The sequence below is a fragment of the Natrialba aegyptia DSM 13077 genome, assembly GCF_000337535.1.
Lineage (GTDB): Archaea > Halobacteriota > Halobacteria > Halobacteriales > Natrialbaceae > Natrialba > Natrialba aegyptia.
In genome coordinates this window covers 334,543-360,029 of record NZ_AOIP01000015.1, presented here as the reverse complement: position 1 = coordinate 360,029, position 25,487 = coordinate 334,543, and the positions used below count along the sequence as shown (strand labels likewise).

Below are 25,487 nucleotides of genomic sequence, written 5' to 3'. Positions count from 1 at the left end.
CCCGGGTCGTCTCCGTTGTGTATCTCGTCCCCAGATACCGGTCCGTCGGACTACCGGAGATCGCTTCGTCGAGTTCACCTCGTCGCTAATTCGGACCTAGTCCTCTCGGTCGGCGACCGTTGCGGCGGGGACGGCCCGCCGGACGCTGCGGACGGCGCGCTCGGCGTTGGCTCGACTGGTGTAGCCCTCGCCGCTGTCGGCGAGGATGTTGCCGTTCCAGTGGACCAGCCGCCAGCGCCACTCGTCGGCGCGGTCCTGGTAGACTTCGAAGCGGCTGGTGCGGCCGAATTGGGCGTCCGTTTCTGTTTCCGGTTCCATTTCGCCCGTTTCCTCCACGCTCTCCGCAGTAGAACCGTCTACTTCTTCCGCATCGTTCACCGCGTCAGTTCCGGTCTCGACTCTCGGGGAGAGCACCACGGGATCGGGTCCAGACGCGTCGACATCGGTGCCGTCGACGATTCGGGCAGTTTCGTTTTCCTCGTCCCACTCGAGTTCGATTTCGAACTCGACGGTGGCGGGACGGTCGGCGTCTGCTGTGTCCGTAGCTTCGTCCTCGTCGTCTTCATCGCCCTCGTCCCCGTCAGCCGGCTCGCGTTCGGCTTCGAGTTCGAGGTCGACCTGTGATGGGATGGTCACGGAGACGGTTCGGTCGTCGTTCTCGTCACCGAGCAGGTGGATCGGACGCTCGTCCTCGATAGCGACGGCGAGGTCTCGAAACAGCGCTCCGAGTTCGTCTCGGTCGACGGCCGTCTCTCGTTCCAGTTCGAACTCCGGGGGGTGGTCGTCGTCCATGGCGGAGGGTACGGCACGCGAGGGTGTAATGGTTGCTGACGATTACGGTTCGGGTTCGGGTACGGATTCGGATTCAAACTCGATTTCGGATTCGAATCTGGCTCCAGTCGAGACCCGAATCAGCGACCGACTCGACGGCGATGACGCGTTGTTCCAGTAGTGGCGAGTTCTTCGTTCGGAACTCGGATTGAAAGTGACTCGGCTGTTCGGCGACTACGTGTGCGAACTCGCCGACGGGAGGCCTATTACCCGAGCAGTCGAGTAACGCCTATGATCGACTGGTCGTTTGATTATACCGTCGCCATCCTAATCGTCGTCTCCGTCACCCTCTCCGCGTTAGATGTCTTGGGTACTACGCAGGCGATCGCTGTGCTGTTGATCACCGGATCTGCCCTGCTGTTCTGGATTGCGAAATACGCGTTACGAGGATACTCGGACGCGACGCAGGATCCGAACGAATAACGGCGAACGGGCCGCGACACGGATCGCGCGGCGGATCGGGTCACACCCCGCTGGTCGCCGAGAAGGGGCGACCGGGGCCGGTGTGTTTTTGTCGGCGCGCTGTCTTCGCTCGCTCGTGACTTCCCGCGAGTGGGACATCGACCGGCGCGTCGTATTCGATCGAGACGAGTTCACCTGCCAGCACTGCGAGCGCGCGGGTGACGAGGAGACGCTTCGGCTGTATCCAGTCGGCACCGTCCCGACCGACGGCCCGGTCCACGAGAGTTCACTCGTGACGGTCTGTTCGACGTGTGCGGCTGTCCTCCGAGACGACGCCCGACCTGCGCGCGAGCGGAGCGCCGTCGACTCGGCCGCTTCGATCGACGCGGACGGCCCAGCAGCGCTGGCGGCTATCGCTTCCGACGAACTGTTCGCGCTCGTCCACGAGACGACCCGCGAGCAGGGAACGGCAGTCTCCGATGCCGCCGCGTTCGCCTCGTTCGCGACGACGCTCCCGTCCGCGCTTGCGGGCTCCGACGGCGACGGCGACGCGAGTGCTGGTTGCACTGATAGCGTTGATCGCGCTAATCGCGCCGAGAGCGCCGAGAGCCCCGAGAGCACTACTCCTGCAACTGGAGACGAGACTGACAGTGAAACTGCGGATACAGCCCCTGAATCGAGCGTCGACGACCTCTCACGCGAGTTCGTCACCGCTCGGCGGACGCTCTTACTCGCGCTCTCGGTCGTCGACCGCCGACTCGCCCGACTCGATCAGTTCGAGGGCGACGCGACCGAGTCGGCAGCAGCGCCGCTGCTACTCGACTTCGTCGACACGGCAACGAAACTACAGTCGGAACTCCACGAACTCGTCTCGCTGGCCGAACTCGTGGCCGCATCGATCGGTCGGTGCCACAACTGCTTCGAGCCGCTGGCCGTCGCTGCTCCCAACGGACCGACTCCGTCACAGCCCTGTCCGACCTGTGCCCAGTCCCCCCGCGATACCGAAGCGTGGCACCGCGCCGACTCGAACGCCGTCGACTTCGAACGCCTCTTTTCGGCGACGAACGACACCCTCCGCGACGCCGCGGCCACGACCGAGACGCTCACCGAGCGAACGACGGCACTCGCAACTGAACTCGTCGAAAAATAGCGCAAAAGCGGTGGGCCGTCGTGGGTCGGCGTCGCGTGTTACAGGTCGGTCGCCGCTTCGAGTGCGATATCGATCGCGCGGCCGACGTTGTTCTTCGCCTTTTCGGGGAGTTCGTCGTCCTCCGTGTCGGTTCCCTTCTGGGTTCCCTCGACGAGGTTGCCGTCGACAGTACAGATCGCGCCGGCGCGTAGCCCCTTCCGGCGGGCGAGCGTAAAGATGGATGCGGCTTCCATCTCGACGGCGAGCAGCCCTGCGTCCTCCCAGTCGGTGATGTACGCGTCGGTCTCGGCGTAGTACGCGTCGTCCGAGGCGATCGGGCCGACGTGGACCGCCTCGTCGTTCGCTTCCGCCGAGTCGACGAGCGACGAGAGCACGTCGTAGGACGGGACGGCCGGATAGGATACGTCCTCGTAGCGCTTGGACGTGCCCTCGTTCTTCGCCGCCCCGTTGGCGACGATCATGTCGCCGATCTCGATGCCCGACTGGAGCGCGCCGGTCGTTCCGACGCGCACGAAGGTCTCGACCCCGACGTTCGCGAGTTCTTCGACGGCGATGGCGGCCGAGGGGCAGCCGATCCCGGTCGAACAGATCGTCAGCTCGCGGCCCTCGTAGGTGGCGTTGACGACCTTGTATTCGCGGTTCTGAGCGACCGTCTCGGACTCGTCGCAGTGGTCTGCGATCCGGTCGACGCGACCGGGGTCCCCGGGGACGAGCGCGATATCGGTCAGGTCACCCTCCTCAACCAGTAGATGCGGTTGTGTACCCATACCGTCGCCTTCCGGGGGTGGCGAGAAAAAAGATTCGAGAGCGACGGAGTCGACCGTCACTCAGCCGAGACGACGACCTCCTCCGGATAGACGGTGACTGCGGCGTCGTCGACGTGGAACGTCACCTCCTCAACCGCCCGCGGCATCCCCGTGTTCGTGTCCTCGAAGAGGGCGTCGAGGGCCTCGGGGTCGACGTAGTCGTATAGACGGGTACTGGCTGCTGTCACGTCTTCGTCCCGGAAGCGCGCCAGTGCTGTCGCAGCCGCGATACTCGGCGGTTCCGATGCTGTTCGATCGTACCGGACGCGCCGCCCGAGTTCGCATCCGTAGGACTTGCGTGGCCTTTGATCTGTCATGTCTCTCCGTCACGTCTCCGTGACTTTCTATGCTAATTGCCAACGGGATCGCCCATATAGCTACCGTCAGACAACATGGGGTGAGAACGCCGGACGGCGTCGACATCGCCCCACTCGAGCGTATGACGTATTTTTCGGTTAGAATCGCGTTCTGAGAAACCCTTCGACTGCCGGTCTCGTCGGCGCGCTTCGAGCCCCCTCCTGGCTCGCCGTCAGGGCCCCGCAAGCGTTTGCGAACTCGAGAGCGCGTTCGATATCCGCCTCGGCCTCGAGTTCGGGTGTCGAGTCGGCTGTGAGTGTCGCCAGCGTGTCGACTCGGTCGAGGAGTGTCGCGATGAAGCCGGCGGCGAAGGCATCGCCGGCACCGGCCGTGTCGACGGTTTCGACGTCGAATCCCGGGTGGACGTACGAGCCGGCGGGGGTGTGAACTTCCGCGCCGTCGCCGCCGTATTTGACGGCGACGATGCGGTCGTCGAAATCGGAGCCGACGTACTCGTCTTCGAGGAGGGCTGCGATTTCGCGGTCGTTTGCGAAGACGATATCGGCAGCACCGAGCGCGTCGGTGTAGTCGCGGTCACCGAGTCGGCGGCCGGGGTCGAAACTGACGGAGAGGCCGGCCTCGGTCGCCGTTCGGGCGATAGCCGCGGCGGTATCCGGGCGCTGACTCGTCAGGTGGACGTGATCGGCGGTTCGAATCCGTTCTCGATCGAGATCGGCCGGCGTCACCGCCTCGTTGATGCCGTCGTTGCCGAGGACGGCAACCTCGCCGTCGTCGTCGACGAGCAGGTACTTGACGGCCGTTTCGGCACCGTCGACAACGCGGAGCCCATCGAGGGAGACCCCGGCAGCCTCGAGTTCGCGGCTGGCGAGCAGTCCGTTGTCGTCGTCACCGACGCTGCCGATAAGGCCGGTGTCGACGGCGAGCGTTGCGAGTGCGGCCGCGACGTTTCCGGCGCTCCCGCCGCCGGACTGGTGCTGGGAGCGGATCGCAGCCTCGCAGTCGGCCTCGGGGAGCCTGTCGACGCGCAGGGTCACGTCCCAGTTGACGTGACCGGCAGTGAGCACCCTGACCATGCACCGAACCGACGACCGCCGACGAGAAAAGTCTAGGCAACTGCGAATAGGATGACGTTGTGAATCCCCGGTCCGAAGCCGACGGCCGCGATGAACGCAAGCAGTAGTCGGGCCTGGCGCGGCGCGTCCTCGACGTACTCGCGGAACAGTCCGAGGACGCCCATCACGAGGGCGACCTTGACGACGACGAACAGCCAACCCGCGCCGATGAACTCGGCGGTCGGCAGTTCGTCGCCGACAGTAAGGATGAGCGCCGAGAGGGGGACTTCCTCGCCGGCGTTGAGCACGTCGTAGCCGATGGCCGTCGAGACGGCGTCGAGTGCGTGGCCGAAAATAACGAGCACGCCGGTCGTGGCCGTGACTGCGGCGACATCGGTAAACCAGAGTCCGAGGACGAGCCAGGCGACGGCGGTCGCGATACCCGCGGCGACGACGGCGATAACGGACCAGAACGGCTCGAACGTTCCCGACTCGAGACTCTGGAGGAGTGCGAACATCGTAAAGACGACGAAGAAGCCGGTGCCGACGGTCCCGAGAACGCGTTCGATCGAGGGCTGGAGCCCGCCCGTATAGATGAAAATCGAGAGAATCCAGACGAGTCCGGCCCCGGTCGCCGTGATGAGATAGACCGTTGGCGTGGCAAACAGGACTTCGATCGAATCCGGATAGGCCTCGAACCGGTGCAGGACGTGTAACGTCGCCCCGAACATCATCCACGGGGTCAACGCGAGAACGGTCCGGTCGGTGACCGGCGGATCCAGCGCCCACAGCAGTGCGACGACACCCCCCAGCACGGCGAGCAGCGGCACCAACAGGTACCACGGTGGCAGCACGAATCCTTCAGGCAATACCATACCCCCTACTGTCGACACCAGTAACTAACACTTTCCGATCAGCGGTGACACTTCGGGGCGGAAGATGGTCTCGAGCGCGGACACGGGGCAAGCGAGACGCGGGCACCGGAAAGCGCAAAGCACGGAGCGAGATTCGGAGCCGAATGGAAGCGCAGAGAACCGGACAGGGGACGGAGTAGCGTGTCGCCGGGGTGGTGGGTGTTAGCCGTCCCAGGGTTCGGCAGTCGTTTCGCCGAACAGTTCGCGCATGAGCGTGACGATGCTCTCGGGCGGGAACTGGCCGCGTTCGGTGACGATCGCATCGACGTAGCGCGGCGGGGTAACGTCGAACGCGGGGTTTTCGACGCGCAAGGGCGGCATCCCGTCGGCGTTCCCATCGATCGCCGTCCGCTCGTCCGCCGAGAGCACTTCCGTCTCCTCGCGCATCTCGATCGCGACCGTCTGTCCCGTCATCGTGTCCGGATGCAGTTTGATCGTCTGGGCCGCAACCATCACGGGAACGCCGCGTTCGCGCGCGTTGACCGCCAGTCCGCTGGTGCCGATCTTGTTGATGACGCTCCCGTCCGCAGCGATGCTGTCCGCCCCGACGAGGACGTGATCCGTCTCGTCCAGATACCGACGCGCCGCGTTGTCGACGATCAGCGTCACCGGCACGCCCAACTCCCGCAACCGCTGGGCCGTGATGTGACCTTGCTTTCTGGGACGCGTTTCCTTGACGATCGCCTCGACGGCCGTCCCCGACTCGAGCGCCGCCTCGATGCACGCGAGCGCGTCGGTCGAATGGCAGTGAGTCATCACGATATCGCCGTCACGCAACCGATTCGCGCCGATGTCCCCCAGTTTTGACTGGGCCTGCTCGAGTTCAGCGCGGAACGTCTCGGCGGACTCGACGGTCGACGATTGCAGTGCCGAGACGGTATCGCCCTCCGTTCCGCGGAGCACGTACCGGAGTGCGTTCGGCAGACTGACCGCCGTCGGGCGCGTCTCGTAGAGTTCGCGTGCACTGGCCCGCAGATCGCGTTCGAACGCCGCCGGGGTCGCCGCGTCGGAGCGTTCCGCCTGCGTCGCAAGCGCCGCTGCGGCCGCGTCCGCGATCGTCGCCGCCCCGCGAATCCGCATCGCCGCGATATCGTCGGCAGTTGCCGTGACGGCCGGATCGACGACAGGCTGGTCCGAATCCATGCCATCCGGTTACACGCCACAGGCCAAAAGTAATCGGGCGGGTTTTTGCACGTCCGCCGAGTCGGTCCGCTATGGCCACGGAACTCACTCGAAGCGAGCTCGCACCGCTGATCGATCACACGGTGCTCGGCCCCGAAACGACGCCCGCCGACGTCGAAGCCGTCCTCGCGGCGGCCGGCGACCACGGCATGAACGCCTGTATTCCACCCTACGCCGTCGCCGAGGCCGTCGAGTTCGAGTACGCTCCCGACGTGACCATCGCGACGGTCGTCGGCTTTCCCCACGGCCAGCACGACCACGAGGTCAAACGCCGCGAGGGCGTGGCGGCCTGGCAGGCCGGCGCGGACGAACTCGACGTCGTCATCAACGTCGGCCGCCTGAAGGCCGGCGAGGACGACGCCGTTCGCGCCGAACTGGCTGAACTCGTCGCCGCGGTGCCGATTCCGGTCAAGGTGATCATCGAGACGGCGCTGCTCACTGACGAAGAGAAGCGGCGGGCCTGCGAGGCCGCCGTCGCGGCGGACGCGGCGATGGTCAAGACGTCGACCGGGTTCGCCGATGGTGGAGCGACCGTCGAAGACGTCGCACTCATGAGCGAGTACCTCCCCGTGAAGGCAAGCGGCGGGATCGGCAGCTACGACGAGGCGATGGCGATGATCGACGCCGGCGCGGAGCGGATCGGAGCCTCGAGCGGGGTGGCAATTTTAGAGGGAGCACCCGAGTCGGAGTAGCGGCCCACCGTTCGAGCGTCGGCGGTTCGTCAGCGTCGTCCGTATCGCGGTCGGTGGCTCGAATCGTGCTCACCGCGGTGTTACTCCCGCTCCCGCTTTACGGACGCTCCGTGTACCCGCTTGCGGGCGAGTTCCATCACCCTGCGAACGTCCTCGAACCGACGGACGAGCAGCATCGTTCCGAGCACGAGATACAGCGCGGTGAACGCGAGGAGCCACTCGTGCCGGTGAAACGTCGGGTGCAACTGCACGAGAAAGAGCGAGAGCAAGGCGAGCGCTTCGCGGGCGCTGATTTGCAGATCGATGAGCAGCGAAATCGCGAAGTAACTCTGGGCGGCGGTGAGCCAGATCTCGCCGGCCTGTCGCGTCCCTAACGGCAATGAACCGTAATTCCCGAGCGAGACGCTGTAGACGAGCACGAGCGTCCCGATCAGCAGCGTCCACTGGTTGAGCTTCGAGGAGATCAACGCGTTGAACGAGGCGCTCGAGCGGGCCTCCGTCACGAGCAAGACGACGATGATGAACTCGGGGGTTTCGCTCGCGAGCGGGGCGACCCACTAGATCATCAGAAACGGCTGGATTCCGTACTGGAGCCCGAGTGCTTCCAGGCCGTGGGCGAACGGTTCGACCGCGATGAGGATCGTCGCGCCGGAGAAGACAAACAGCGCGATGACGGTCGAGATCCGGTACGGTTTTCGAAACGACTGCAGGTAGGCCGGAACGCCGACGTACTCCTCCTCCGTGGGCGGCGTCCGGATCGCGGCGAGGATGTACACACCGTAGAGACCGACGAGAACGACCATGTCGTGTATCGCGATCGATCCCGTTATCGGGATAAAGAAGGCGTAGACCGTCGCGACGAACAGGAAGACGATCTCGAGCGAGAGTTCGCGATCGAGGTGAACGCGGTCGGCGAGAAAGCCGTCGACGTGTTCGACGTTTCTATCGCGGACCCTCTTTGTCCGGGCGATGGTAAACAGCACGATCCCCGACCAGCCGATGCCGATGAGGATGCGGTTGGCTCCGGTCATGTTCGCGACCGCGAGGTCGGCCGCTTCCCGCGAGGCGGTCGTCGCCGGAGCGATACCCGCTTCCCACGCGTAAAGCGCATCGACCGCGTACTCCGGGGCGACCGCCAACACCGCTAGCACCGCGATAGCGAACGAACGAGAAACGTCTTTTTCGGCGGTTTCAGCGGCCCAGGCGAGCAAGAACGCCGTACCGAGGATCGAAGTTCCCGAGAGGGCGACCGTCGCCACCAGATCCGGTGTCAGTCCGGTTGCTGCGACGGTGAGCCACGGAGCCGTGAGCAACAGCGCAACGAGGACGGGAAAGAGCGGTCTAACCCCACGTTCGTTCATATCTTCGATACGCCGATACCGCCCGTATGTGTTCTGCCGTCAACGTCACCTGTCCGTTCGGGGAAGCTGCTGCTGTCTGACACCCATCTATCGGCTATCTATTCTTTCCTCGGTATCGTCGGTCACGTCGTCCGTGACCGGCCGGAAACGCGGTCGATCGCCCGAATACGGCCGGGAGGACCTCACACCGAGTTCAGTACCGCGACGGGACAGGGGGCGTTGGTAACGACGTACTCGACGTTAGGACCGAAGAACGCCCGTCGGGAGATTGGACGCGTGTTCGATCCCATCACGATCAGATCGGCGTCGTTCCGATCGGCGAGCGCGACGAGCGCTGCACCGGGGTTGTCCGCCGCCGTAACCGTGGTTACGACCTTCGCACCGAGTTGCCTCCCGAGTTCCGCCTCTCGATCGACGATCTGACCGCCGATGTCCCGCGCGTCCGAGAGATCGGCTCCGCCGGCGAATCGGTCGCTCGGTTGCGGATCGGCGACCACGTGGGCGATTTCGACCAGGGCGTTCTCGGCGGTCGCGATGGCGAACGCCGCCTCGGCGGCGTGGCGACTGGATCGGGTGCCGACCGTCGGCAGGAGAATGCGCCGTATCGGGTCGTCTATCAGCGCCGGCGTTCGTTTCACGGCATCGGACGTGCTGACGACCATGGTCGGACATGGCGTCCGTTGAATAACGCGGTCGATCGTCCTGCTAAACAACGGCGTCTCCGAATCGCTCCCGAGCGTTCGTTCGCCGAGCACGACCAAGTCGTATCCCGCGTTTGCCTGCTCGAGGATCGTGTCCGACGCGCTCCCGTCGAGTCCTCGGACGAGACGCCGCGTCGAGCCCGCCTGCTCGCTGAGTCGCGCTTCGATCCGTGCGAAGCGACGATCGGTCGCCTCGATATCCGCTCGCCGGTTTGGCCCCGTCTCCGATGACCCGACGCCGCCTCCGGCGAGAAACCGCCCGAGTCGCGTGAGGCGCTCGCGGAGTCCGCCGCCCCGTCGACTCGACGACGCGAACTCGTCGATACAGAGGAGATCGATATCCGTCTGGCGATCGCGAAACAGGGAACTGACCAGTCGGGCGGCGTACTGGGTGTCGACGGAGCCCCGCGTCGGCAGCAGCACCCGAGTGAGGTTGTTGACGAAGCTCTCTTGTAAGTATCGCTCGCGCTCGATCCGCGTGCGCTCTTGCTCGCTCATTTCGATCTTCGGAATCGACCAGCGCATGATCGCGGGGGCCATCAGCGACGTGCCGATAGCGACCGCCACGATGATGCTGTACGTGCTCGTCGTTAGGATCCCCAACCCGAGTCCGATCGTGGCCACGATGATCTCCATCGCCCCGCGCGCGTTCATTCCGCCGCCGATCGTAATCCCCTCCCAGACCGAGAGCCCGGCCGGGCGGGAAACGCCGAGGATCCCGCCGAACTTTCCGACGCAGGCGACGGCGAAGACGACGAGCCCGACGGTGAACACGGTCGGATCGGCCAGCGCCGCGATATCCATCCGCAGTCCAGCGATAGCGAAGAAAAGCGGCGCGAAGATGGACAGCGTCATCGTCTCGAAACTGTGTCGAACCCGGTAGTCAAACCGGTTTACCTGTCCGACCAGCACGCCGACGACGAACGCGCCGAGAATCGCTTCGAGCCCCATGTACTGCGTGATCGCCCCCGCGGCGAGCGCGAAGAGCATCGCCGTAGACAGCAATGCGGCATCGCTGCCGACGGCGTTATCCACCCATGTGATCGTCTCCGCGACAACCCGACGGCCGATCGTAAACGAAATGCCGAGGAACGCGAGCACCGAGAGGACGGTCGTTGCGGCCGACCCGACATCCACGACACCCGTCCGAGCGAGCCCCGCGACGGTGGCCAGCAAGACCCACCCGATCGTGTCGTCGACCATCCCGGCCGCGAGGATCAACTGCCCCACGTCGCGTCGAACGACATCGAGTTCGATGAGCACCTTCGCGATAACCGGGATCGCCGAGATGCTCATTGCGGTGGCGATAAACAGGCTGAACACGAGTCGTTGCGCCGGCGCGGCGATGAACTCGGCCGGCAGGACCCATCCTAGCGCAAATCCGGTCGTAAACGGGACGATGATCCCGCCGAGCGAGAGAACGATCGCCGTTCGCCCGTTCGCGATAATGAGATCGATATCCGTCTCGAGACCGGTAACGACCAGCAGCATAATGAGCCCGATCCAGGAGACGATCTCGAGCAGGTGAAACTGACTCTCCGAGACGACGAACAGCGCCTCGTACGCACCCGGCGCGACGAGGCCGAACAGGGAGGGCCCGAGCAGGACCCCCGCAAGGAGTTCGCCGACGACCGCGGGTTGGCCGATCGAACTGAGCAGTTCGCCGAGCAGCCGTGCGACGAAGAGCAAGACGGTGAGCTGGGCGATGACGACCAACAGTTCGTGGTGACTGAGCGGTTCGATTACTTCCATACCTTCCTCGGTAGCCGTCGCATTGCTCGTACACGACCGCGAACCTTCGTTTCATATGTGGCGTTCCTGTGACATAATCGAGGACTTATACGATCGCAAGCGCGGCAACACTGGCATGCGGCGAGCACGAACTACGGATGGTCGGTGTTCACGTGCTGGTAGCTATGTGGTGATCGGCGGCTTCGATTGCGGGGCCAGAACGAGCAGCCCCTCGGCGGAGTGATGACAGGATTCGGACCAGCCGTTTGCGGCGTAATGCCGTCCGGGGTTCGACGCCTGACTCCACGGAAGCACCGGCTCTGTTGATGCTGGCGGTCGAACGCGACTGGTAACCACCAACGCAGCAAGCAAAGACGATCGAGGATCGTTATTCCGTCTCGAGTAACCGCGACACCACCGGCGACTCGTCCGACCCGAGCGCCGAGCGGACCAGCAAGTGCCCGCCGAGTTCAGCCAGGCTGATGACATCGTCAGCGCCGGCGCGTTCGAGTTTCGGCGTGTTCTCGCGGTCGGTAGCGGCGGCGACGATACGAATGTCCGGTCGGAGTTCGCGTGCGGTGAGAACCGCCAGGGCGTCTCGAGCGTCGTCGTTCGTCGCGACGAGAACCGCACGCGCGTCTTCTATTTTCGCCCGTTGGAGCGGCTCTTCGTCGCTCGGGTTCGCATCGAGAACGCGAATGTCGCGGTCCGTGAGCGAACCCGTCGCTGATTCGTTTTCGGTGACGACGAGAAACTGTTCGCCCGTCGCGTCGAGTTCGGTCACGATCGGTTCGGTCAGGTCCCCGTAGCCGAGGACGAGGACGTGGTCGTCTAGGAGTTCGAGTTCTGAGTCGGTCATCATTCCGAGTGTCTTCGAGATGCGGTCCTGGATCGCGGGCCCGACGAGCGCCCCGATGGCGATACCGAAACTGGCGACGCCGAGGACGACGACGGACATGGTAAACAGCTGCGCCTCCGCGGTTTCGGGTCCGATGTCGCCGTAGCCGACGGTGCTCGAGGTGATCAGCGTGAAGTAAAAGGCGTCGAGCAGGTGCTCGATGCCGTCGAAGTCGTCCCGGAGCGCGTACGCGCCGAAGGTACCGTAGGCCTGGACGCCGACGAGCGCGCCGCCCGCGGCGAGTTGCGTCGTCGTCAGCGAGAGCGATCGATCGAAGCGCTTGCGGGTGAGGAGGAGCGTCGGCATCGAGATCAGCGACAGCACGACGAGCGGCAGCGAGTACTGACTCGCCTGGAGCAGCCCCTGGATCGCCGTCAACGGTAACAACAGCAGCGTCGCCCACCAGCCGGCGCGCAAGCCGCGCCTGAGCGCGAGCGCGCTGGCGACCATGAGAAAACCGGTGAGTGCACCGGTGAACCCGACGGCTTCCTGGACGGCGAGCGGTACGTGCGGTGCGATAGGACCGAAATCGGCCGCCTCCTGATCGATTCTGAGAATGCCGGTGGCAACTGAGAGCAGCGCAATAACCAGCGCGAGGACGACGACTGCGCGCGTCGTTACGGCCCAGCGCCAGTTCTCCGGTACCCGCTCCGTCACCCGCTCACCGACCATACATACCGTTTCCAGTCCGGGCGTAGTTAAGCGTCTCCGTCGATCTAGACCCACATCGCAAGCGCCACAGCGCTCCGACCAGCATCGGCACCCACCTTCGGAGCGGTAGCTACTTGCCTCCGGCACCGATACCGCCACCTATGCCAACGGAGTGGAAACTGTTCGCGGACCTCGCCGAACGCGCCGGCGACAAACACGTCACCGTCGACGCCGCCGCCGGCGACACCGTCGGCGACGCCCTCGACGAACTCGTCGACGACCGTCCCGCCGTCGGCGAGCGCATCCTCACTGACGACGGCGATCTCCGATCCCAGATCAACGTCTTGCGAAACGGCACGAACGTCCTCGTCGAAGAAGACGGACTCGCAACCGAACTCGAAGCCGACGACGAGTTGGCGCTGTTTCCACCGGTCAGCGGCGGGTAACACTGTCCTGCGATCTCTATTCGCCGTCACCGAGTGCAGCGCTGAGGACGAAGTCCGGTTCCTCGGCGATGCTGACACCGGCATACGAGGCGTCGCTCACCGCGGCCGTCGTCTCGGGGATCAGCACTCGCGTTCGGTCCGCGTCGAGGGCGGCGGCGTCACGGGAGAGTGCGGCGAGCAGCGAGCGGGCCGCGTCGATGTCGTCCCAGGCACTGACGCCGTATTCGGCCCACGTTTCGGTCTCGCCGTCGTCGGTTTCCCGCTCGTAGCTTCGGACCCGATAGGCCGCTCCCACCCCGTTTCCGTCGCGCTCGACCGAGAAGACGGCAGTGTCATCGTCACGATCGGCCGCGAACGCCAGGAAATCCTCGCGCGTGAGTTCGCGCACGGCCCACGTTTCCTCCGGCGCGAGTCCCAGACCCCGCAGGTGTTCTCGGGCGTCACTGTGCGTCCAGTAGCGCCACGCTGTGGCGGGATCGTTCGAGACCGGATCCGGTCCCGACGCGTCCGGGTCCGGTTTCGGATGTGCCATCCTGAACTCGGTCGTCGGCTCGAAGCCGCTCGTTCGCGCCGCGCCGAGCGAGGCGGCGTTCCACGAGAAGATCATGATCCGGCCGACGGTCGCACCCTGCTCGCGGGCCCACTCGAAGCAGGCATCGTTGAGCCGGCCGCTCAGCCCCTGCCGCTGGTAGTCGGGGTTGACACGCATGCCCTGAAACCAGGCTTCGTCGGGCGACACCAGGACGGCCTGGACGATTCCGGCGATGGCGTCGCCGGCGTCGGCGACGAACGTCTTCTTGTGGCTCTCGTCCGGTTCTTCGAGCCAGTCGTGGTAGATTTCCGGAATGTAGTCGCCGCCGCGATCCTCCCAGAGCGTCTCGGTAAAGGCCGCGACGCCCTCGTAGTCGTCGTGCGTCGCTTGCCGTATCTCAATTCCAACAGCCATTTGGGATCACTCCCAGGGAACCGACCGCTCCTGTAGTTCGCCGGCCAGCGAGGTCTGCATCGCTTCTTCGGCGGATTCTTCGTTCGCGAGCGCCCACATCAGTTTGACCTTCGCCGTGCCGGGGAGGGTGTCGCCGGCTTCGATCACGCCGGCGTCGAGGAGGTCGCGGCCGGTATCGTAGACCCGGTCGCAGACTCGTCCCTCGAGACACTGACTGGTCATGACGACCGTCGTCCCGTCGTCGATCAATTCCTCGATCCGCGGGATGAGATCGGTGTGGACGTGTCCGAGGCCGGTCCCCTCGATGATCAGTCCCTCCGCGCCCTCGACGACATCGAGGAAGGCGGGGTCCATCCCCGGCGTGAACTTGAGCAGTTCCACGTCGTCCTCGAGTTCAGCGGCGAGTTCGAGTTCTGCCTCGCCGCGTTCCTGGTGGTCGCGGCGGAACGTCACCGCTTCGGCATCGTAGTCGACGGTGCCGAGCGGTTCCGCGCCGATCGTCTCGAAGGCGTCGCGGCGGGAGGTGTGGTTTTTCCGGACGCGGGTCCCGCGGTGGAGGGCGCAGGCGTCGTCGGATTCGGAGCCGTGCATGCAGACGAGCACCTCCGCGCAGTCGCTCTTTGCGGCTTCGACGGCCGAGACGGCGTTCATCACGTTGTCCGAGGACGGCCGGTCGGCGGAGCGCTGGCTGCCCGTGAAGACGACAGGAACCGGCGTCTCGAGCATGAATGCGAGCGCAGAGGCAGAGTACTGCATCGTGTCGGTGCCGTGCATGACGACGACGCCGTCCGCGCCGGCTTCGATTTCCTCGGACACCGCCTGCGCGAGTTCTTGCCAGATCGGCGGCTCCATGTTCTCCGAGAGGATATTCGCGACGACGCGCCCGCGGTAGTTCGCGCGGCCGGCGAGGTCGGGAACGGCACGCAACACGTCTTCGGCGTCGAACTGGGCGGTCACCGCCCCGGTACGGTAGTCGACCGTCGAGGCGATGGTCCCGCCAGTCGAGATCAGCGAGACGGTCGGCAGGTCGTCGTCGAACTCGATTTCGGAGTCCGCACCGGCGTTCTCGTCTTCGTCTTCGGTATCGCTCCCGTCGATCTCGTAGACGTCTTCGTCGAGGACCTCGATGTCGGCGTCGTCCCGATCGACGCCGACGTTGTAGCCGCCGTCGAGTTTCACCACGAGGTTGTCGTCCGTGCTGGAGGGGAGCAACACGCCTTCGTACGTGCGATCCGCGCGGTCGACGCGAACGCGATCGCCTGGATTCATGCGAAAGCGTTGCGCGTCGGCGGACTTGAAGGCACGCTTTCGATTCCGGCTTATGGTACGAAGTCGGGCGGGCTAGCCAGTCAGGCGATTCCGACGACGACGAGGCCGATGCCGGTCAGTAAGAGTACGGCGGCGATCAGCGCCGTCAGTAGCCGCACCGTCGCGAGCGCATCGTCGGTGAGGTCGAGTCGGGGATAGAAGTGACGGGCTGCGGAGAGCACTCCCACCCCGATCGCGATCGCAACGATCCCGAAAGCAACCAGATCGACGTTCACACTGCACTCTAGCAGCCGAGTCATGATAAACGTCGTTCGTGCCAAAGCGGACGGTCATCCCCCGAAACCGGATCGGACGAGCGACTGCGCTTCCGCTCGTTTCCCTCGACGGGATAGCTGACAGCGTGGCGAAAAGACCATGGTGCCGGCCACCCAGTCTTCGGATATGAACGACCGCTCGGACGAGGTGACCGAGCGTCGAGAGTCCCCCTCGACGGACGACCTCCTCTCAGAGACGGAGCAGTTGCTCTCAGACACCGGTTCTGGCATCGGACCGGATACGAGTACGAGTTCGGGAGACCGACAGGGACGCGAGCAGGATGCGATCGAATCGGGCGCTACTGCTGGGTCCGTATCCGAATCCGAGTCGGACGACGAGTTCGCCCAGCCGGCCACGTCGGCCGAGCCGGCAGCCGGCCGATCGGACGGCTCTCGCCTCGCCGGACTCACGGATCGACTGTCGCCTCGCAAGTACTTCTCGCCGAAGGCGTTTCTCGCGCTGGTAGTGACGCTCGGGGCCGGCCTGTTCGCCGGCGACGCGGTGATCCCGATCGCCGGCCAGATGATCGGTATCTTCGCGACGGCCTTTCTGGTCGGACTCATCACGTCGAAGCGGCGGTATCTGGAGCTGACCGCCGCGGGGGCCTCGGCCGGCGCGATAACGTCGTTGGACCCAGTCTACGTGGCGCTCGGGGCCGGCCGGACGCTCATCGCGATCGGCGTCGCAATGGGGCTGGTCGCGTCGGTCGCCGGCTACTATTTCGGTCGGGACCTCCGGGACGGCCTCTCGCGAGATGTGACATAGCGGCCGTTCAACCGGTCGTTGGGCCGTAACAGATCCTCTTTCCGAGCCCGTTCCGTGCCCGTAGCGTTCGGTTCTCCGAGACAGAAACGACGCCCGTACGGACTGACTTTCAGCTCGTCGTTAGTTCCCAACCGCGTTTGGTTCGGCGAACGAGTCCGTCATCGGCCATCGATTCCAGCAGTTCGGCGATGATCTCGCGGGGAACATCCAGTTCTGAACGCAGTTCGCCGACGGATTTCGGTTCCGACCGGATGGTCGCCAGGAGATCGGCGTAAATACGGCTTTCCGGGCCGTCGCCGACGCTTTCGGAGATCTGATCGAGGACGTCGTAGAGTTGGCTCTGGACCCATCGCTGGGCGAGCGAGAGTTCGTTTTCGAGCTGTTCGAGTTCTTCGAGGGCCTGCAGGAGGTCACCGAGTTCGTCGAGTTCATCACAGGCGATGTCGAGCGAGAGATGCCGGCAGGTGGTGATATCGAAGCCGTTGTTGGTCGGATAGGCGCTCTTGCTCGCGAAGCCGTAGGGAGAGACGGTGACTTCGAGGCGAACGTTGCGAGCGATGTGGAAGTACTTGCGACGTTGGTCGTCGACACGGCTTTCGACCAGTCCGGCCGACTCGAGTTTTCGGAGGTGTTCGATGACCGCCTTGGGGCTCACGCCGAGATAGTCGGAGATTTCGGTTACGTAGCAGGGTTTGCGAGCGAGAAGGCGGAGAATCCGCCTCCGGTTCTCGTTTCCCAGCAGATCCAACAAGGCGGCGGAATCCATCGTGGGGCCGTATGGCGTCGCCGCTGAAAAGCGTGTCTGCTCGGGGGAGCCCTGAACGCGTGCGGTCATCCGGTCAGACGCCGGTCTGTCAATGCTCGATCGTATCCGATGCCGACTACCGACAGCGATTACATCTCACTCGCTCGCGGCGTCTGGCGTGCTATTCGGCAGTATCAGTCGTTTGTCGTCGTCTCGGCGGTTGGTATGTCCGTGTCGCTATCGGCGTCAGTATCGGCGTTCGATGAACTCGTGTCGTCGGTGGTCGGGCCGCTAGCTGAGTCTGCGTCTGTCTCCGGCGTCGATGGTTCCGTTGCGTCGGTCGGCGGGCCGGTCTGTGCCGGCGAGCCGTTTCCCGGTGGGTCGGAGTTCTCACCCGAATTCCCCGAGCTCTGTTCTTGAGCCGTGCCCCGATCGGACTGGTTCCCCTGCCCGGGTCCGTCGTCGGTTCCCGTCTCGTCAGTGGGTGACTCGGAGCCTGCGTTCTGTGCGGGGGTCGGAGTCAGAGTCGGATTTTGGCCACGGGTTTGGCTCTGATTTTGGCCGCGTTCCTGGCCGCGATCCTGACCGGCTTCCCGTCCGTTGTTCTCCGGGCTGTTACCCGGGACAGCCGCCGACGGCTGCCGTCCGGGCGGCTCCGCGGCTCCTGCCGACGCCGACGAGTTCGGCGGGCCGCGGTCTGCGGGTGGGCCGTTGGCGACGCCGATGCCGCCGCCCGGATGCCGGTCGACGCCGACTACCTTCTGTGCCATCGCTGCGATGTCTGGCCCAGCGAGATCGCTCGCGTTTTGCTGGAGCGTTTCGAAGCGCTCACTGTTAAGACCGGCGGCGACGCCCTGTGACTTCGTCCGTTCGATCGAGCGGTTCAGCGACGCGATGGTGACCGTGAGTCTTGTCAGGCGGGCCTCGTATGCGGCCGATGAGAGCGAGTCCTCCTGTTCACGGAGATCCTCGCGTTCGGCCTCGAGTTCGGCGAGGCGCTGTTCGAACTCGTCGGCGCGATCTGTGACGAGTGCGGCGCGACGCTCGGTGTCTGCGGCGTGGTACGTGGCGTCGAAGAGGCCGGCGTCGACGCTCGATTGGGCGTCTGCGCTCGTGGTCTGGAGGAAGGTTGCGACGGTCGTGTTTGTGGTTGTATTCGCAGTCTGTGCTTGCGTTTGTGGCTGTATCTGTCCGTGTGATTGTCCCTGTACCTGTGCCTGTGCCTGTGTCTGTGTCTGTGTCTGTAGCCCCCCACTCGGTTCGTTCGCGCCGGCAGCCGACTGGTGGGCGGCCGGCATTGTGAGGGCGCTCCCTGCGACCGGCGCGATCGCGAGTCCGACGACCGTCAGGAGGGCGAGACCGACGATCCGGGTGGCACTCATCGTATTCACGTTGGCTCACTCGGACCGTCCTAAAAAGTCGATCTTTCGTTCGAACCGTTCATTACCGATGGTAGGTGATGAACGGTCGTGAAACGGAACTCGTTCGTCACCTGCGACGCTGTCCTCGCTAGTCGGTCTCCCGTTGATTTTCAGTCAACAGGAAACCCGTAAACGGTACACCGAAACGGTTAGTTTGGTGGCGGTGACTCCACGTCAGCATCGATGTCGTCGATCAGGTCGCTCGCGATACCGGTGTATCCGGTCGGCGTCAGTGCCCCGAGTTCAGCGCGCACGTCCGCGTCGACGTCGAGGTCGTCGAACAGGTCCTGGAAGTCCTCGAGCGTGACGGTTTTTCCGCGGGTCAGGGCTTTGACCTGCTCGTAGGCATCCGCTCGGCCCTCGCGGCGGAGGATCGTCTGGACGGCTTCACCGATGATTTCGGGCGTCGATTCGAGGTCCTCGCGCATGACCTGCTCGTTCGGGACGATTTTCGAGAGGCCGGCGGCCGTTTTCGAGTAGCCGATCAGGCAGTGAGCGAACGCAGCCCCGATGTTTCGCTTGACGGTCGAGTCCGAGAGGTCTCGCTGGAGCCGCGAGGTCGTGATGTAGTCGCCGAGGAACGAGAGGTCAGAATTCGCCTTCGAGAGGTTCCCCTCGCTGTTCTCGAAGTCGATCGGATTGACTTTGTGGGGCATCGTCGAGGAGCCGGTTTCACCCGCGACGGTCTCCTGCCCGAGATAGCGGTCGGAGACGTACAGCCACACGTCCAGATCGAGATCGAGGAGCACGGTGTTCGCACGCTTGATCGCGTCAAATAGCGTCGCGAGGTCGTCGCAGGGATTGACCTGCGTTGTCAGCCGGGCAACGTCGAGGCCGAGTCGCTCGATGAACTCGGCGGCGACGGCCTGCCAGTCGACATCGGGGTAGGCGGCGACGTGGGCCGCGTAGGTGCCCGACGCACCGGCGAGTTTCCCGCGCAACCCGTCGGTCGCCGTGCGGATCTGTCCCGTCGCGCGACCGAGGCGGGCCGCGTAGACGGCCAATTCCTTGCCGAAGGTCGTCGGGGTCGCGGGCTGGCCGTGCGTGCGTGCGAGCATCGGTACGTCGCGGTGCTCACGAGCCATGTCGGCGAGCGTGTCCTGCACGTCGTACAGCGCCGGCAGCAGGACTTCGTCGACGGCATCGCGGACGAGCAGCCGGTGGGCGAGGTTGTTCACGTCCTCGCTCGTCAACCCGAAGTGGATCCACGCCGACGCGTCGCTGTCGTCGCCCAGCCGGTAGCGGATGAAGTACTCGACGGCTTTCACGTCGTGATTCGTCGCCTCGAACTCGTCGTGTCCCTCGGTCTCGAGTTTCTTGATCAGGCGGGCGTCCTCCTCGGCGAAGTGTTTGTACAGCCCCCGGAGCTCCTCGCGCTCGTCGAGGCCGAGTTCGAGCGGCGTCGCCTCGAGTTCGGCGAGCGTAACCAGATACTCGACTTCGACGCGGACGCGAGCGCGCATGAGGGCGGCCTCGCTGGCGTACGGCGAGAGCCGCTCCGTTCGGTTGCCGTAGCGCCCGTCGAGCGGCGAGACCGCATACAGTGCGTCGGTGTCGCTCATCGTGTGAGCGTTTCTATCCCTGTCCAAAAGCGTATCGAAACGATCGTCGGGTTCGTCCACAGGTGTGCATACCTCTTCTATTTCAGGCGAGATTACGGCGGTATCAATACACGAATATGAATATCTTCCGGGGAGAGACCGCAACCACTTTGGCTCTCGCGGGCGGGCTTACACCCATGACGCGAATCGCCGGGATGGCCGGCAACCGAGGGCGTAACCTGTTGAACATCGCCGACCGACGACCGGGCGGCGCTGAACTCGGGGTCGTCCTTACGACCGCCGAGGACGCGCCGGTGCTCGAAGCCGCCGCCGAGCGCGGGATTCCGACCGAAGTCGTCCCGCTCGCGGACGATATGACCCGCCGGGAGCACGAGGAGGCAGTGCTCGAAGCGCTCGCGGACTACGAGTTCGACCTGGTCTGTCTGGACGGCTACATGCGCATCCTTTCGGACACGTTCCTCGATGCAGCACCGATGACACTGAACGTCCATCCCTCGCTGCTGCCGTCGTTCCCCGGTACGGACGCCTGGGGAGATGCGCTCGAGGCCGGCGTCTCGGTCACGGGTTGTACGGTCCACGTCGTCACGGACGCGACCGACGAGGAGGGCGACGTGGTCGAGAGCGAGGTCGACGGCGGACCGATCGTCACGCAGGAGCCGGTGACGATCTACGAGGGCGACGACGCCGAGAGCCTGAAAGAGCGCGTCCTCTACGAGGGCGAGTTCCGCGCGTACTCGCGTGCGGTGAAGTGGGTCGCCGAGGGCGTCGTGACCGTCGACCGCGACGCCGGGACGGTATCCGTCGACGCCGACGTGGCGGGTACCGATGGCGACGCCGATGATCACAGCGGCCTACCCGCCCGCCGATTCGTCTCGAACGACCGCGTCGAGACGCTCCGGTACGGGGAGAATCCACACCAGGACGCCGCCGTGTACGCGGACGCCACCTGCGACGAGGCGAGCGTCGTCCACGCCGAACAGCTAAACGAGGGTGCAAAGGCCCTGTCGTACAACAATTACAACGACGCCGATGGCGCGCTCAACCTCATCAAGGAGTTCGACGAGCCCGCGGCCGCGGTCATCAAGCACACGAACCCGGCCGGCTGTGCAACCGCTGGCTCGCTCGCCGAGGCGTACGAGAAGGCGCTCTCGACGGATCCCATGAGCGCCTTCGGCGGCATCGTTGCCCTGAACCGCGAGTGCGACGTCGACACCGCCGAGCAGATCATCGACTCGTTCAAGGAGGTCGTCGTCGCACCCGGCTACACCGACGACGCGCTCGAGGTCCTCTTCGAGAAGGACAACCTACGCGTGCTCGATATCGGCGAGTTGGGCGATCGAACCGAACGCTTTACCGAAAAACCACTCGTCGGCGGCCGACTCGTCCAGGAACGCGATCTGCAGTCGATTTCTACCGACGACCTCGAAATCGTCACCGAGCGTGAGCCGACCGACGCCGAACTCGAGTCGATGGTTTTCGCCTGGCAGACGCTCAAGCACGTCAAATCCAACGGGATCCTCTTCGCGGACGGGACCGAGACCGTCGGCGTCGGGATGGGCCAGGTTTCCCGCGTCGACGCGGTTCGACTCGCGGCGATGAAGGCGGACGAACACGCCGAGGGCAAGGACGCCGAGGGGGCCGTGATGGCCTCGGACGCGTTCTTCCCGTTCCCGGACGGCATCGAGGAGGCCGCCGAGGCGGGTATCGAGGCCGTCGTCCAACCCGGCGGGTCCGTCAACGACGACGACGTGATCGAAGCCGCGGACGAGCACGGGATGGCCATGGCGTTTACGGGCTCCCGTAGTTTTCGCCACGACTAACGACAGGACAGGACTACCGACCGTCTCCGTCGGCGTCGGCCTCGGCCGTTTCGAGCAGGGTCCTACCGGCGTAGACCAAGAGGTAGCTCACGAGGTAGTAGAGCCCACCCAGCGTGAGAACGATGAGCCCCTGTCCGAGAACGGGAACCGCAAACAGCCGTTCGAGACCGAGCGGGTCGAACAACAGCCTCCTGGTCGTGCTGACCGGCACGTAGACGAGCAGCCAGAACACCCATTCGAGTTCGGTGAGCAGGGCGTCCGGAAGCGCGATCGGCTGGCGAAAGGAGAGGCCGGCGAGGACGAGCGGCCCGGTGATGAGGAGGACGAAGAGGCTCGTGACGGGCCGGTCGGCCGCCCGCTCCAGGAGGGATTCGAGGCGGGACACGTGGTCGGATTGGCGGGTTGACACTATAGTCATTTTGGAAGACGGTGCGCACGAGGCGAACGTCTCAACTGAGAAAACTTACTGTCTTCGAGAACAACGTGTTCCGCATGCCTGATTGGTCACGTTGTCGTCCCTCCCGACGCCGACTCCTGGCGGGGGTGGGGACGGGAGTCTCCGCACTTGCCGTCTGGGGGCTGTCGCCGCTTATTACGAGCGGGTCAGTGCCATCGACGCGCCCGCGTATCGTCGGCCACCGCGGCGCATCCGGACTGGAGCCGCCGAACACGGCAGCCGCGATTCAACGCGCCATCGAGCTCGGCGTCGACGGCGTCGAACTCGACGTTCGCCGAACTCGTGACGGCACGCTAATGCTGTTTCACGACCCCGTTTTGGACTGGGATTCGACGGGTCACGGGTGGATTCGAAACACCACCTGGGAGGAGATCCAGGGCGCTCGCATCGATGGCGAACCGCTCATTTCGCTCGCCCGCGCGCTCGAACTCCTCGCCGACACCGACGTGTCGATCTACCTCGAACTGAAAGAAGCGGGCTACACCGATGCCATCCTCGAGATGGCACGCGAGTACGACGTTCTCGACCGGGTCACGGTGATCTCGTTCGAGGCTGCGCCGCTCGAGCAAGCACAGACATCTGACGTCCCGACCGGTCTGGTCGGCTCGGTGCCGACATCGGGGCTGGCGGATGAGGCGACCGACTGCGGCGCTGGGAGCGTCTTCAGTCACTACGTTCCACGCGCCATCCCGAGATTCCTCGAGACGGCGCGCGAAGCGGGACTCACCGCCGGCGTCTGGAAACTCGTCGACACCAAAGGCAGCGTCCGCGACGCACTGACCATCGAACCCGACGTGTTCGTCACGAACCGGCCGGACTACGCGTTCGAGTTCCTGAACTCGACGCCCCGGAAGGGTGAAAGAGCGGTTTGACCCTGGCGAATCATTATTTGGCGTGCACGTGTCGGGTGCGTATGGATCGACGACAGTTCCTTGCGGTATCGAGCGTCGGCGTTGTAGCGGCGATGGCAGGCTGTGTCGGCAGTGCGCTCTCGACCGACGATCCGGCGCAGTCGGGCGACGAGACGGGATCGAGCGCGACGGACAACGAGATTACCGTTAGCGCCGAGGGTGAGGTCGAGGCCGAGCCGGATACGGCGACGGTGAGTCTCGGCGTCGAGGCGACCGACGAGTCCGCCGAGGCGGTCAGCGACGAGTTGGCCACGCAGTCCGAAGACCTGCGGACCGCAATCGACGACCTCGGGATTCCGGACGAGAACGTCGAAGAGGGCCGCTATCGGATCAGCCCGTCGGCGGCGGCGAGACGGGAGGAGGGCGTCGACGAGTTCGCCGGAACGCACTCGTACCAGGTGACGATCGACGATGTCGATCGAGTCGGCGAGGTCATCGACGCCGCCGTCTCCGCCGGGGCCGACGACATCGGCCGGGTGAACTTCACGCTACAAGAAGAGACGCGGGCGGCGCTTCGCAAGGATGCGATCGACGACGCGCTGGCGACCGCAGACGAGGAGGCGGCCCACATCGCATCGAATCGGGAGGTCGAACTCGCCGGGACGAAATCGGTGACGACGAACGATGTCCGGGTGAACTCGGTGCGACACGATGTCGAGTTCGCAACCTCGGCGGACGACGGGAATGCGCCGCCGACCGAGATCGACGCCGATCCCGTGACCGTGACGGCGAGTGCGACGGTCGTGTACGGCTTCCAAAACTGAACGCCGTCGTCAGCCGACAGATTTCGGCTGGCCTAAATCGAATCGTTTTTGACTGATTAGGCCGGCCTAAACCGTATGGACGACCGAAGTGTCACTGGACGGGTGGGGGTCGACCGGAGCCGCCGCCGATTCGTCGCCGCGAGTACGGCGTTCGGCGGCGCGGTGCTCGCCGGTTGCATCTCCGGCGGAGACGATCCGGCCGGGAACGGCCACTCGAACGGCGACGGTCACACCGCAACGTTGCAACCGGTGGGTGACGTTTCGTTCGACGCCGTCCCCGAACGAGTCTTCGTCGCCTTCCCGCAGTACGCCGACATGGCCGTCGCACTCGGCCACGGCGATGCCGTCACCACGCTGTTTTCCACCGAGATGTCCGGCACGACGATGAACAAGTTCTACGACCACCTCCCCGGCGTCTCCTTCGACTGGGAGGGCCTCCCGAACCCGCTCGAGGGCGGCCTCCGGAAGGAACAGCTATACGAACTCGACAGCGACGTTCACTTTCTGGACCCGTCCTACGTCCTGAAACACGACGACTGGACCGAGGACGACATCGACGACATCGCCTCGACCGTCGGGCCGTGGATCGGCAACTTCCACAGCGGCGTCCACAGCGATCCCGCGGACGCCTACGCCGACCAGTACGAGTTCTACACGCTCTGGGAACTGTTCGACCGTGTTGCGGACGTGTTCCAAGAGCGCGAGCGCTACGCGGAACTCAAAGCAGTGTACGACGAACTGCACGATCACATCGCGTCGAACCTTCCGCCGGAAGACGAGCGCCCGACCGCCGCCCGCGTCACGCTCGGCGACGGCCAGTTCTATACCTACCACCTCAACGCACCCGGCTACTGGCAGGCGGATACGCGTCCGCTCGCCGCCAACGACGCGCTCGCCGACCGCTCCTGGTCGGGCGACTGGGGTACCGTCGACTACGAGACGATGCTCGACGTCGATCCCGACGTTATCTTACACCTCTGGGGAATCACCTCCCAGTACAGCATCGACAACATCCGCGACGAACTCGAAAGCCATCCCGTCGGAAGCGACCTGACGGCGGTGCAAAACGACCGCGTCGTCGCCGGCGGCATGCGATACCAGGGACCGCTCATGAATCTCTTCCAACTCGAGATGGCGGCCAAGCAGCTCTATCCCGACGAGTTCGGTGCTTGGCCCGGCTACGAGCCCGGGACACCGTACCCGGATATCCCCGAGGACGAACGGCTGTTCGACCGCGAGCGCGTCGCGACGATCGTCCGCGGGGAGTTCTAATGGGCGAATCCGCGTTGGATATCAGCGTCTCGCCGCCGCACTCGACGGCGAAGTGATCCGCGAGCGGGCCGCGGAGATCGAGACCGACGAGTTCTGATACGGAGT

The 25,487-nt window shown here is 64.8% G+C and carries 25 protein-coding genes and 1 pseudogene; 10 read left to right on the top strand and 16 right to left on the bottom strand.

All coding sequences use genetic code 11. The features are described from left to right. Positions 1-96: 96 nt before the first annotated feature. A complete protein-coding gene (locus C480_RS05790; RefSeq protein ID WP_006664686.1) occupies positions 97-792 on the bottom strand; it encodes an amphi-Trp domain-containing protein in 696 nt (231 codons plus the stop codon). Between C480_RS05790 and C480_RS23425 the strand changes: the two genes are divergently transcribed. The 3 genes from C480_RS23425 to C480_RS05780 all read left to right on the top strand — a co-directional run bounded on the left by C480_RS23425 (position 791) and on the right by C480_RS05780 (position 2,383). Further along, positions 791-952 carry a hypothetical protein gene (locus tag C480_RS23425; RefSeq protein WP_161606996.1) on the top strand — a complete coding sequence of 54 codons (162 nt, stop codon included), beginning with the start codon at positions 791-793 and terminating at the stop codon, positions 950-952. The genes C480_RS05790 and C480_RS23425 overlap by 2 nt on opposite strands. Positions 953-1,062: 110 nt before the next feature. Next, entirely contained in the window at positions 1,063-1,254 is a 192-nt protein-coding gene (locus C480_RS05785; RefSeq protein WP_006664685.1) for a hypothetical protein, read from the top strand. Positions 1,255-1,369: 115 nt separating this feature from the next. Beyond that, the gene (locus C480_RS05780; RefSeq protein WP_006664684.1) at positions 1,370-2,383 is read left to right on the top strand and encodes an HNH endonuclease; all 1,014 of its coding nucleotides are present in this window, start codon (positions 1,370-1,372) and stop codon (positions 2,381-2,383) included. Positions 2,384-2,421: 38 nt separating this feature from the next. On the opposite strand, the gene C480_RS05775 is transcribed toward C480_RS05780, so the two are convergent. The 5 genes from C480_RS05775 to C480_RS05755 all read right to left on the bottom strand — a co-directional run bounded on the left by C480_RS05775 (position 2,422) and on the right by C480_RS05755 (position 6,616). Beyond that, positions 2,422-3,150: a nucleoside phosphorylase gene (locus tag C480_RS05775; protein ID WP_006664683.1), complete on the bottom strand. Its 729-nt coding sequence runs from the start codon at positions 3,148-3,150 to the stop codon at positions 2,422-2,424. A gap of 56 nt (positions 3,151-3,206) precedes the next feature. Then, positions 3,207-3,506 (bottom strand): HalOD1 output domain-containing protein, encoded by a 300-nt coding sequence (locus C480_RS05770; RefSeq protein ID WP_006664682.1) that lies wholly within the window; start codon positions 3,504-3,506, stop codon positions 3,207-3,209. A gap of 138 nt (positions 3,507-3,644) precedes the next feature. After that, positions 3,645-4,580: a carbohydrate kinase family protein gene (locus tag C480_RS05765; protein ID WP_006664681.1), complete on the bottom strand. Its 936-nt coding sequence runs from the start codon at positions 4,578-4,580 to the stop codon at positions 3,645-3,647. A gap of 32 nt (positions 4,581-4,612) precedes the next feature. Further along, positions 4,613-5,434: a DUF63 family protein gene (locus C480_RS05760; RefSeq protein WP_006664680.1), complete on the bottom strand. Its 822-nt coding sequence runs from the start codon at positions 5,432-5,434 to the stop codon at positions 4,613-4,615. Between the two features lie 201 nt (positions 5,435-5,635). Next, complete coding sequence (locus tag C480_RS05755) at positions 5,636-6,616, bottom strand: ribose 1,5-bisphosphate isomerase (protein ID WP_006664679.1); 981 nt, start codon at positions 6,614-6,616, stop codon at positions 5,636-5,638. 71 nt (positions 6,617-6,687) lie between these two features. Between C480_RS05755 and deoC the strand changes: the two genes are divergently transcribed. Next, the gene (gene deoC / locus C480_RS05750) at positions 6,688-7,347 is read left to right on the top strand and encodes a deoxyribose-phosphate aldolase (RefSeq protein WP_006664678.1); all 660 of its coding nucleotides are present in this window, start codon (positions 6,688-6,690) and stop codon (positions 7,345-7,347) included. Positions 7,348-7,427: 80 nt separating this feature from the next. Here deoC and C480_RS05745 read toward each other — a convergent pair. The 3 genes and pseudogenes from C480_RS05745 to C480_RS05735 all read right to left on the bottom strand — a co-directional run bounded on the left by C480_RS05745 (position 7,428) and on the right by C480_RS05735 (position 12,710). Beyond that, a pseudogene (locus tag C480_RS05745) lies at positions 7,428-8,708 on the bottom strand (sodium:calcium antiporter). Between the two features lie 182 nt (positions 8,709-8,890). Beyond that, the gene (locus tag C480_RS05740) at positions 8,891-11,161 is read right to left on the bottom strand and encodes a cation:proton antiporter domain-containing protein (RefSeq protein WP_006664677.1); all 2,271 of its coding nucleotides are present in this window, start codon (positions 11,159-11,161) and stop codon (positions 8,891-8,893) included. 367 nt (positions 11,162-11,528) lie between these two features. Continuing rightward, positions 11,529-12,710 carry an NAD-binding protein gene (locus tag C480_RS05735; RefSeq protein ID WP_006664676.1) on the bottom strand — a complete coding sequence of 394 codons (1,182 nt, stop codon included), beginning with the start codon at positions 12,708-12,710 and terminating at the stop codon, positions 11,529-11,531. A gap of 140 nt (positions 12,711-12,850) precedes the next feature. Here C480_RS05735 and C480_RS05730 point away from each other — a divergent pair, with 140 nt between their 5' ends. Continuing rightward, a complete protein-coding gene (locus C480_RS05730) occupies positions 12,851-13,135 on the top strand; it encodes a ubiquitin-like small modifier protein 1 (protein ID WP_006664675.1) in 285 nt (94 codons plus the stop codon). A gap of 16 nt (positions 13,136-13,151) precedes the next feature. Here the strand turns inward: C480_RS05730 and C480_RS05725 are convergent, their stop codons facing one another. The 3 genes from C480_RS05725 to C480_RS05715 form a co-directional block, all read right to left on the bottom strand. Further along, positions 13,152-14,081 (bottom strand): GNAT family N-acetyltransferase, encoded by a 930-nt coding sequence (locus C480_RS05725; RefSeq protein ID WP_006664674.1) that lies wholly within the window; start codon positions 14,079-14,081, stop codon positions 13,152-13,154. Positions 14,082-14,087: 6 nt separating this feature from the next. Continuing rightward, a complete protein-coding gene (gene gatD, locus C480_RS05720; protein WP_006664673.1) occupies positions 14,088-15,350 on the bottom strand; it encodes a Glu-tRNA(Gln) amidotransferase subunit GatD in 1,263 nt (420 codons plus the stop codon). An 80-nt stretch (positions 15,351-15,430) separates the two neighbouring features. After that, entirely contained in the window at positions 15,431-15,649 is a 219-nt protein-coding gene (locus C480_RS05715; protein ID WP_006826573.1) for a hypothetical protein, read from the bottom strand. A gap of 142 nt (positions 15,650-15,791) precedes the next feature. Between C480_RS05715 and C480_RS05710 the strand changes: the two genes are divergently transcribed. Continuing rightward, positions 15,792-16,430 carry a hypothetical protein gene (locus C480_RS05710; protein ID WP_006664671.1) on the top strand — a complete coding sequence of 213 codons (639 nt, stop codon included), beginning with the start codon at positions 15,792-15,794 and terminating at the stop codon, positions 16,428-16,430. Positions 16,431-16,539: 109 nt separating this feature from the next. Here the strand turns inward: C480_RS05710 and C480_RS05705 are convergent, their stop codons facing one another. From C480_RS05705 to purB, 3 genes are all read right to left on the bottom strand, one after another. Continuing rightward, complete coding sequence (locus C480_RS05705; RefSeq protein ID WP_006664670.1) at positions 16,540-17,196, bottom strand: ArsR/SmtB family transcription factor; 657 nt, start codon at positions 17,194-17,196, stop codon at positions 16,540-16,542. 173 nt (positions 17,197-17,369) lie between these two features. After that, the gene (locus C480_RS05700; RefSeq protein ID WP_006664669.1) at positions 17,370-18,557 is read right to left on the bottom strand and encodes a hypothetical protein; all 1,188 of its coding nucleotides are present in this window, start codon (positions 18,555-18,557) and stop codon (positions 17,370-17,372) included. A 188-nt stretch (positions 18,558-18,745) separates the two neighbouring features. Continuing rightward, a complete protein-coding gene (gene purB / locus C480_RS05695) occupies positions 18,746-20,158 on the bottom strand; it encodes an adenylosuccinate lyase (RefSeq protein ID WP_049903264.1) in 1,413 nt (470 codons plus the stop codon). Positions 20,159-20,334: 176 nt separating this feature from the next. Here purB and purH point away from each other — a divergent pair, with 176 nt between their 5' ends. Then, positions 20,335-21,978, top strand: coding sequence for a bifunctional phosphoribosylaminoimidazolecarboxamide formyltransferase/IMP cyclohydrolase (gene purH, locus C480_RS05690; RefSeq protein WP_006664667.1), 1,644 nt, complete (start codon positions 20,335-20,337; stop codon positions 21,976-21,978). 13 nt (positions 21,979-21,991) lie between these two features. Here the strand turns inward: purH and C480_RS05685 are convergent, their stop codons facing one another. Beyond that, the gene (locus C480_RS05685; protein ID WP_006664666.1) at positions 21,992-22,363 is read right to left on the bottom strand and encodes a hypothetical protein; all 372 of its coding nucleotides are present in this window, start codon (positions 22,361-22,363) and stop codon (positions 21,992-21,994) included. A gap of 107 nt (positions 22,364-22,470) precedes the next feature. On the opposite strand from C480_RS05685, the gene C480_RS05680 reads away from it, so the two are divergent. From C480_RS05680 to C480_RS05670, 3 genes are all read left to right on the top strand, one after another. Beyond that, positions 22,471-23,307 (top strand): glycerophosphodiester phosphodiesterase, encoded by an 837-nt coding sequence (locus tag C480_RS05680; RefSeq protein ID WP_241433789.1) that lies wholly within the window; start codon positions 22,471-22,473, stop codon positions 23,305-23,307. 41 nt (positions 23,308-23,348) lie between these two features. Beyond that, positions 23,349-24,110, top strand: a complete 762-nt coding sequence (locus tag C480_RS05675; RefSeq protein WP_006664664.1) for an SIMPL domain-containing protein — start codon at positions 23,349-23,351, stop codon at positions 24,108-24,110. A gap of 75 nt (positions 24,111-24,185) precedes the next feature. Next, positions 24,186-25,382, top strand: coding sequence for an ABC transporter substrate-binding protein (locus C480_RS05670; protein ID WP_049903261.1), 1,197 nt, complete (start codon positions 24,186-24,188; stop codon positions 25,380-25,382). Positions 25,383-25,487: the final 105 nt, after the last annotated feature.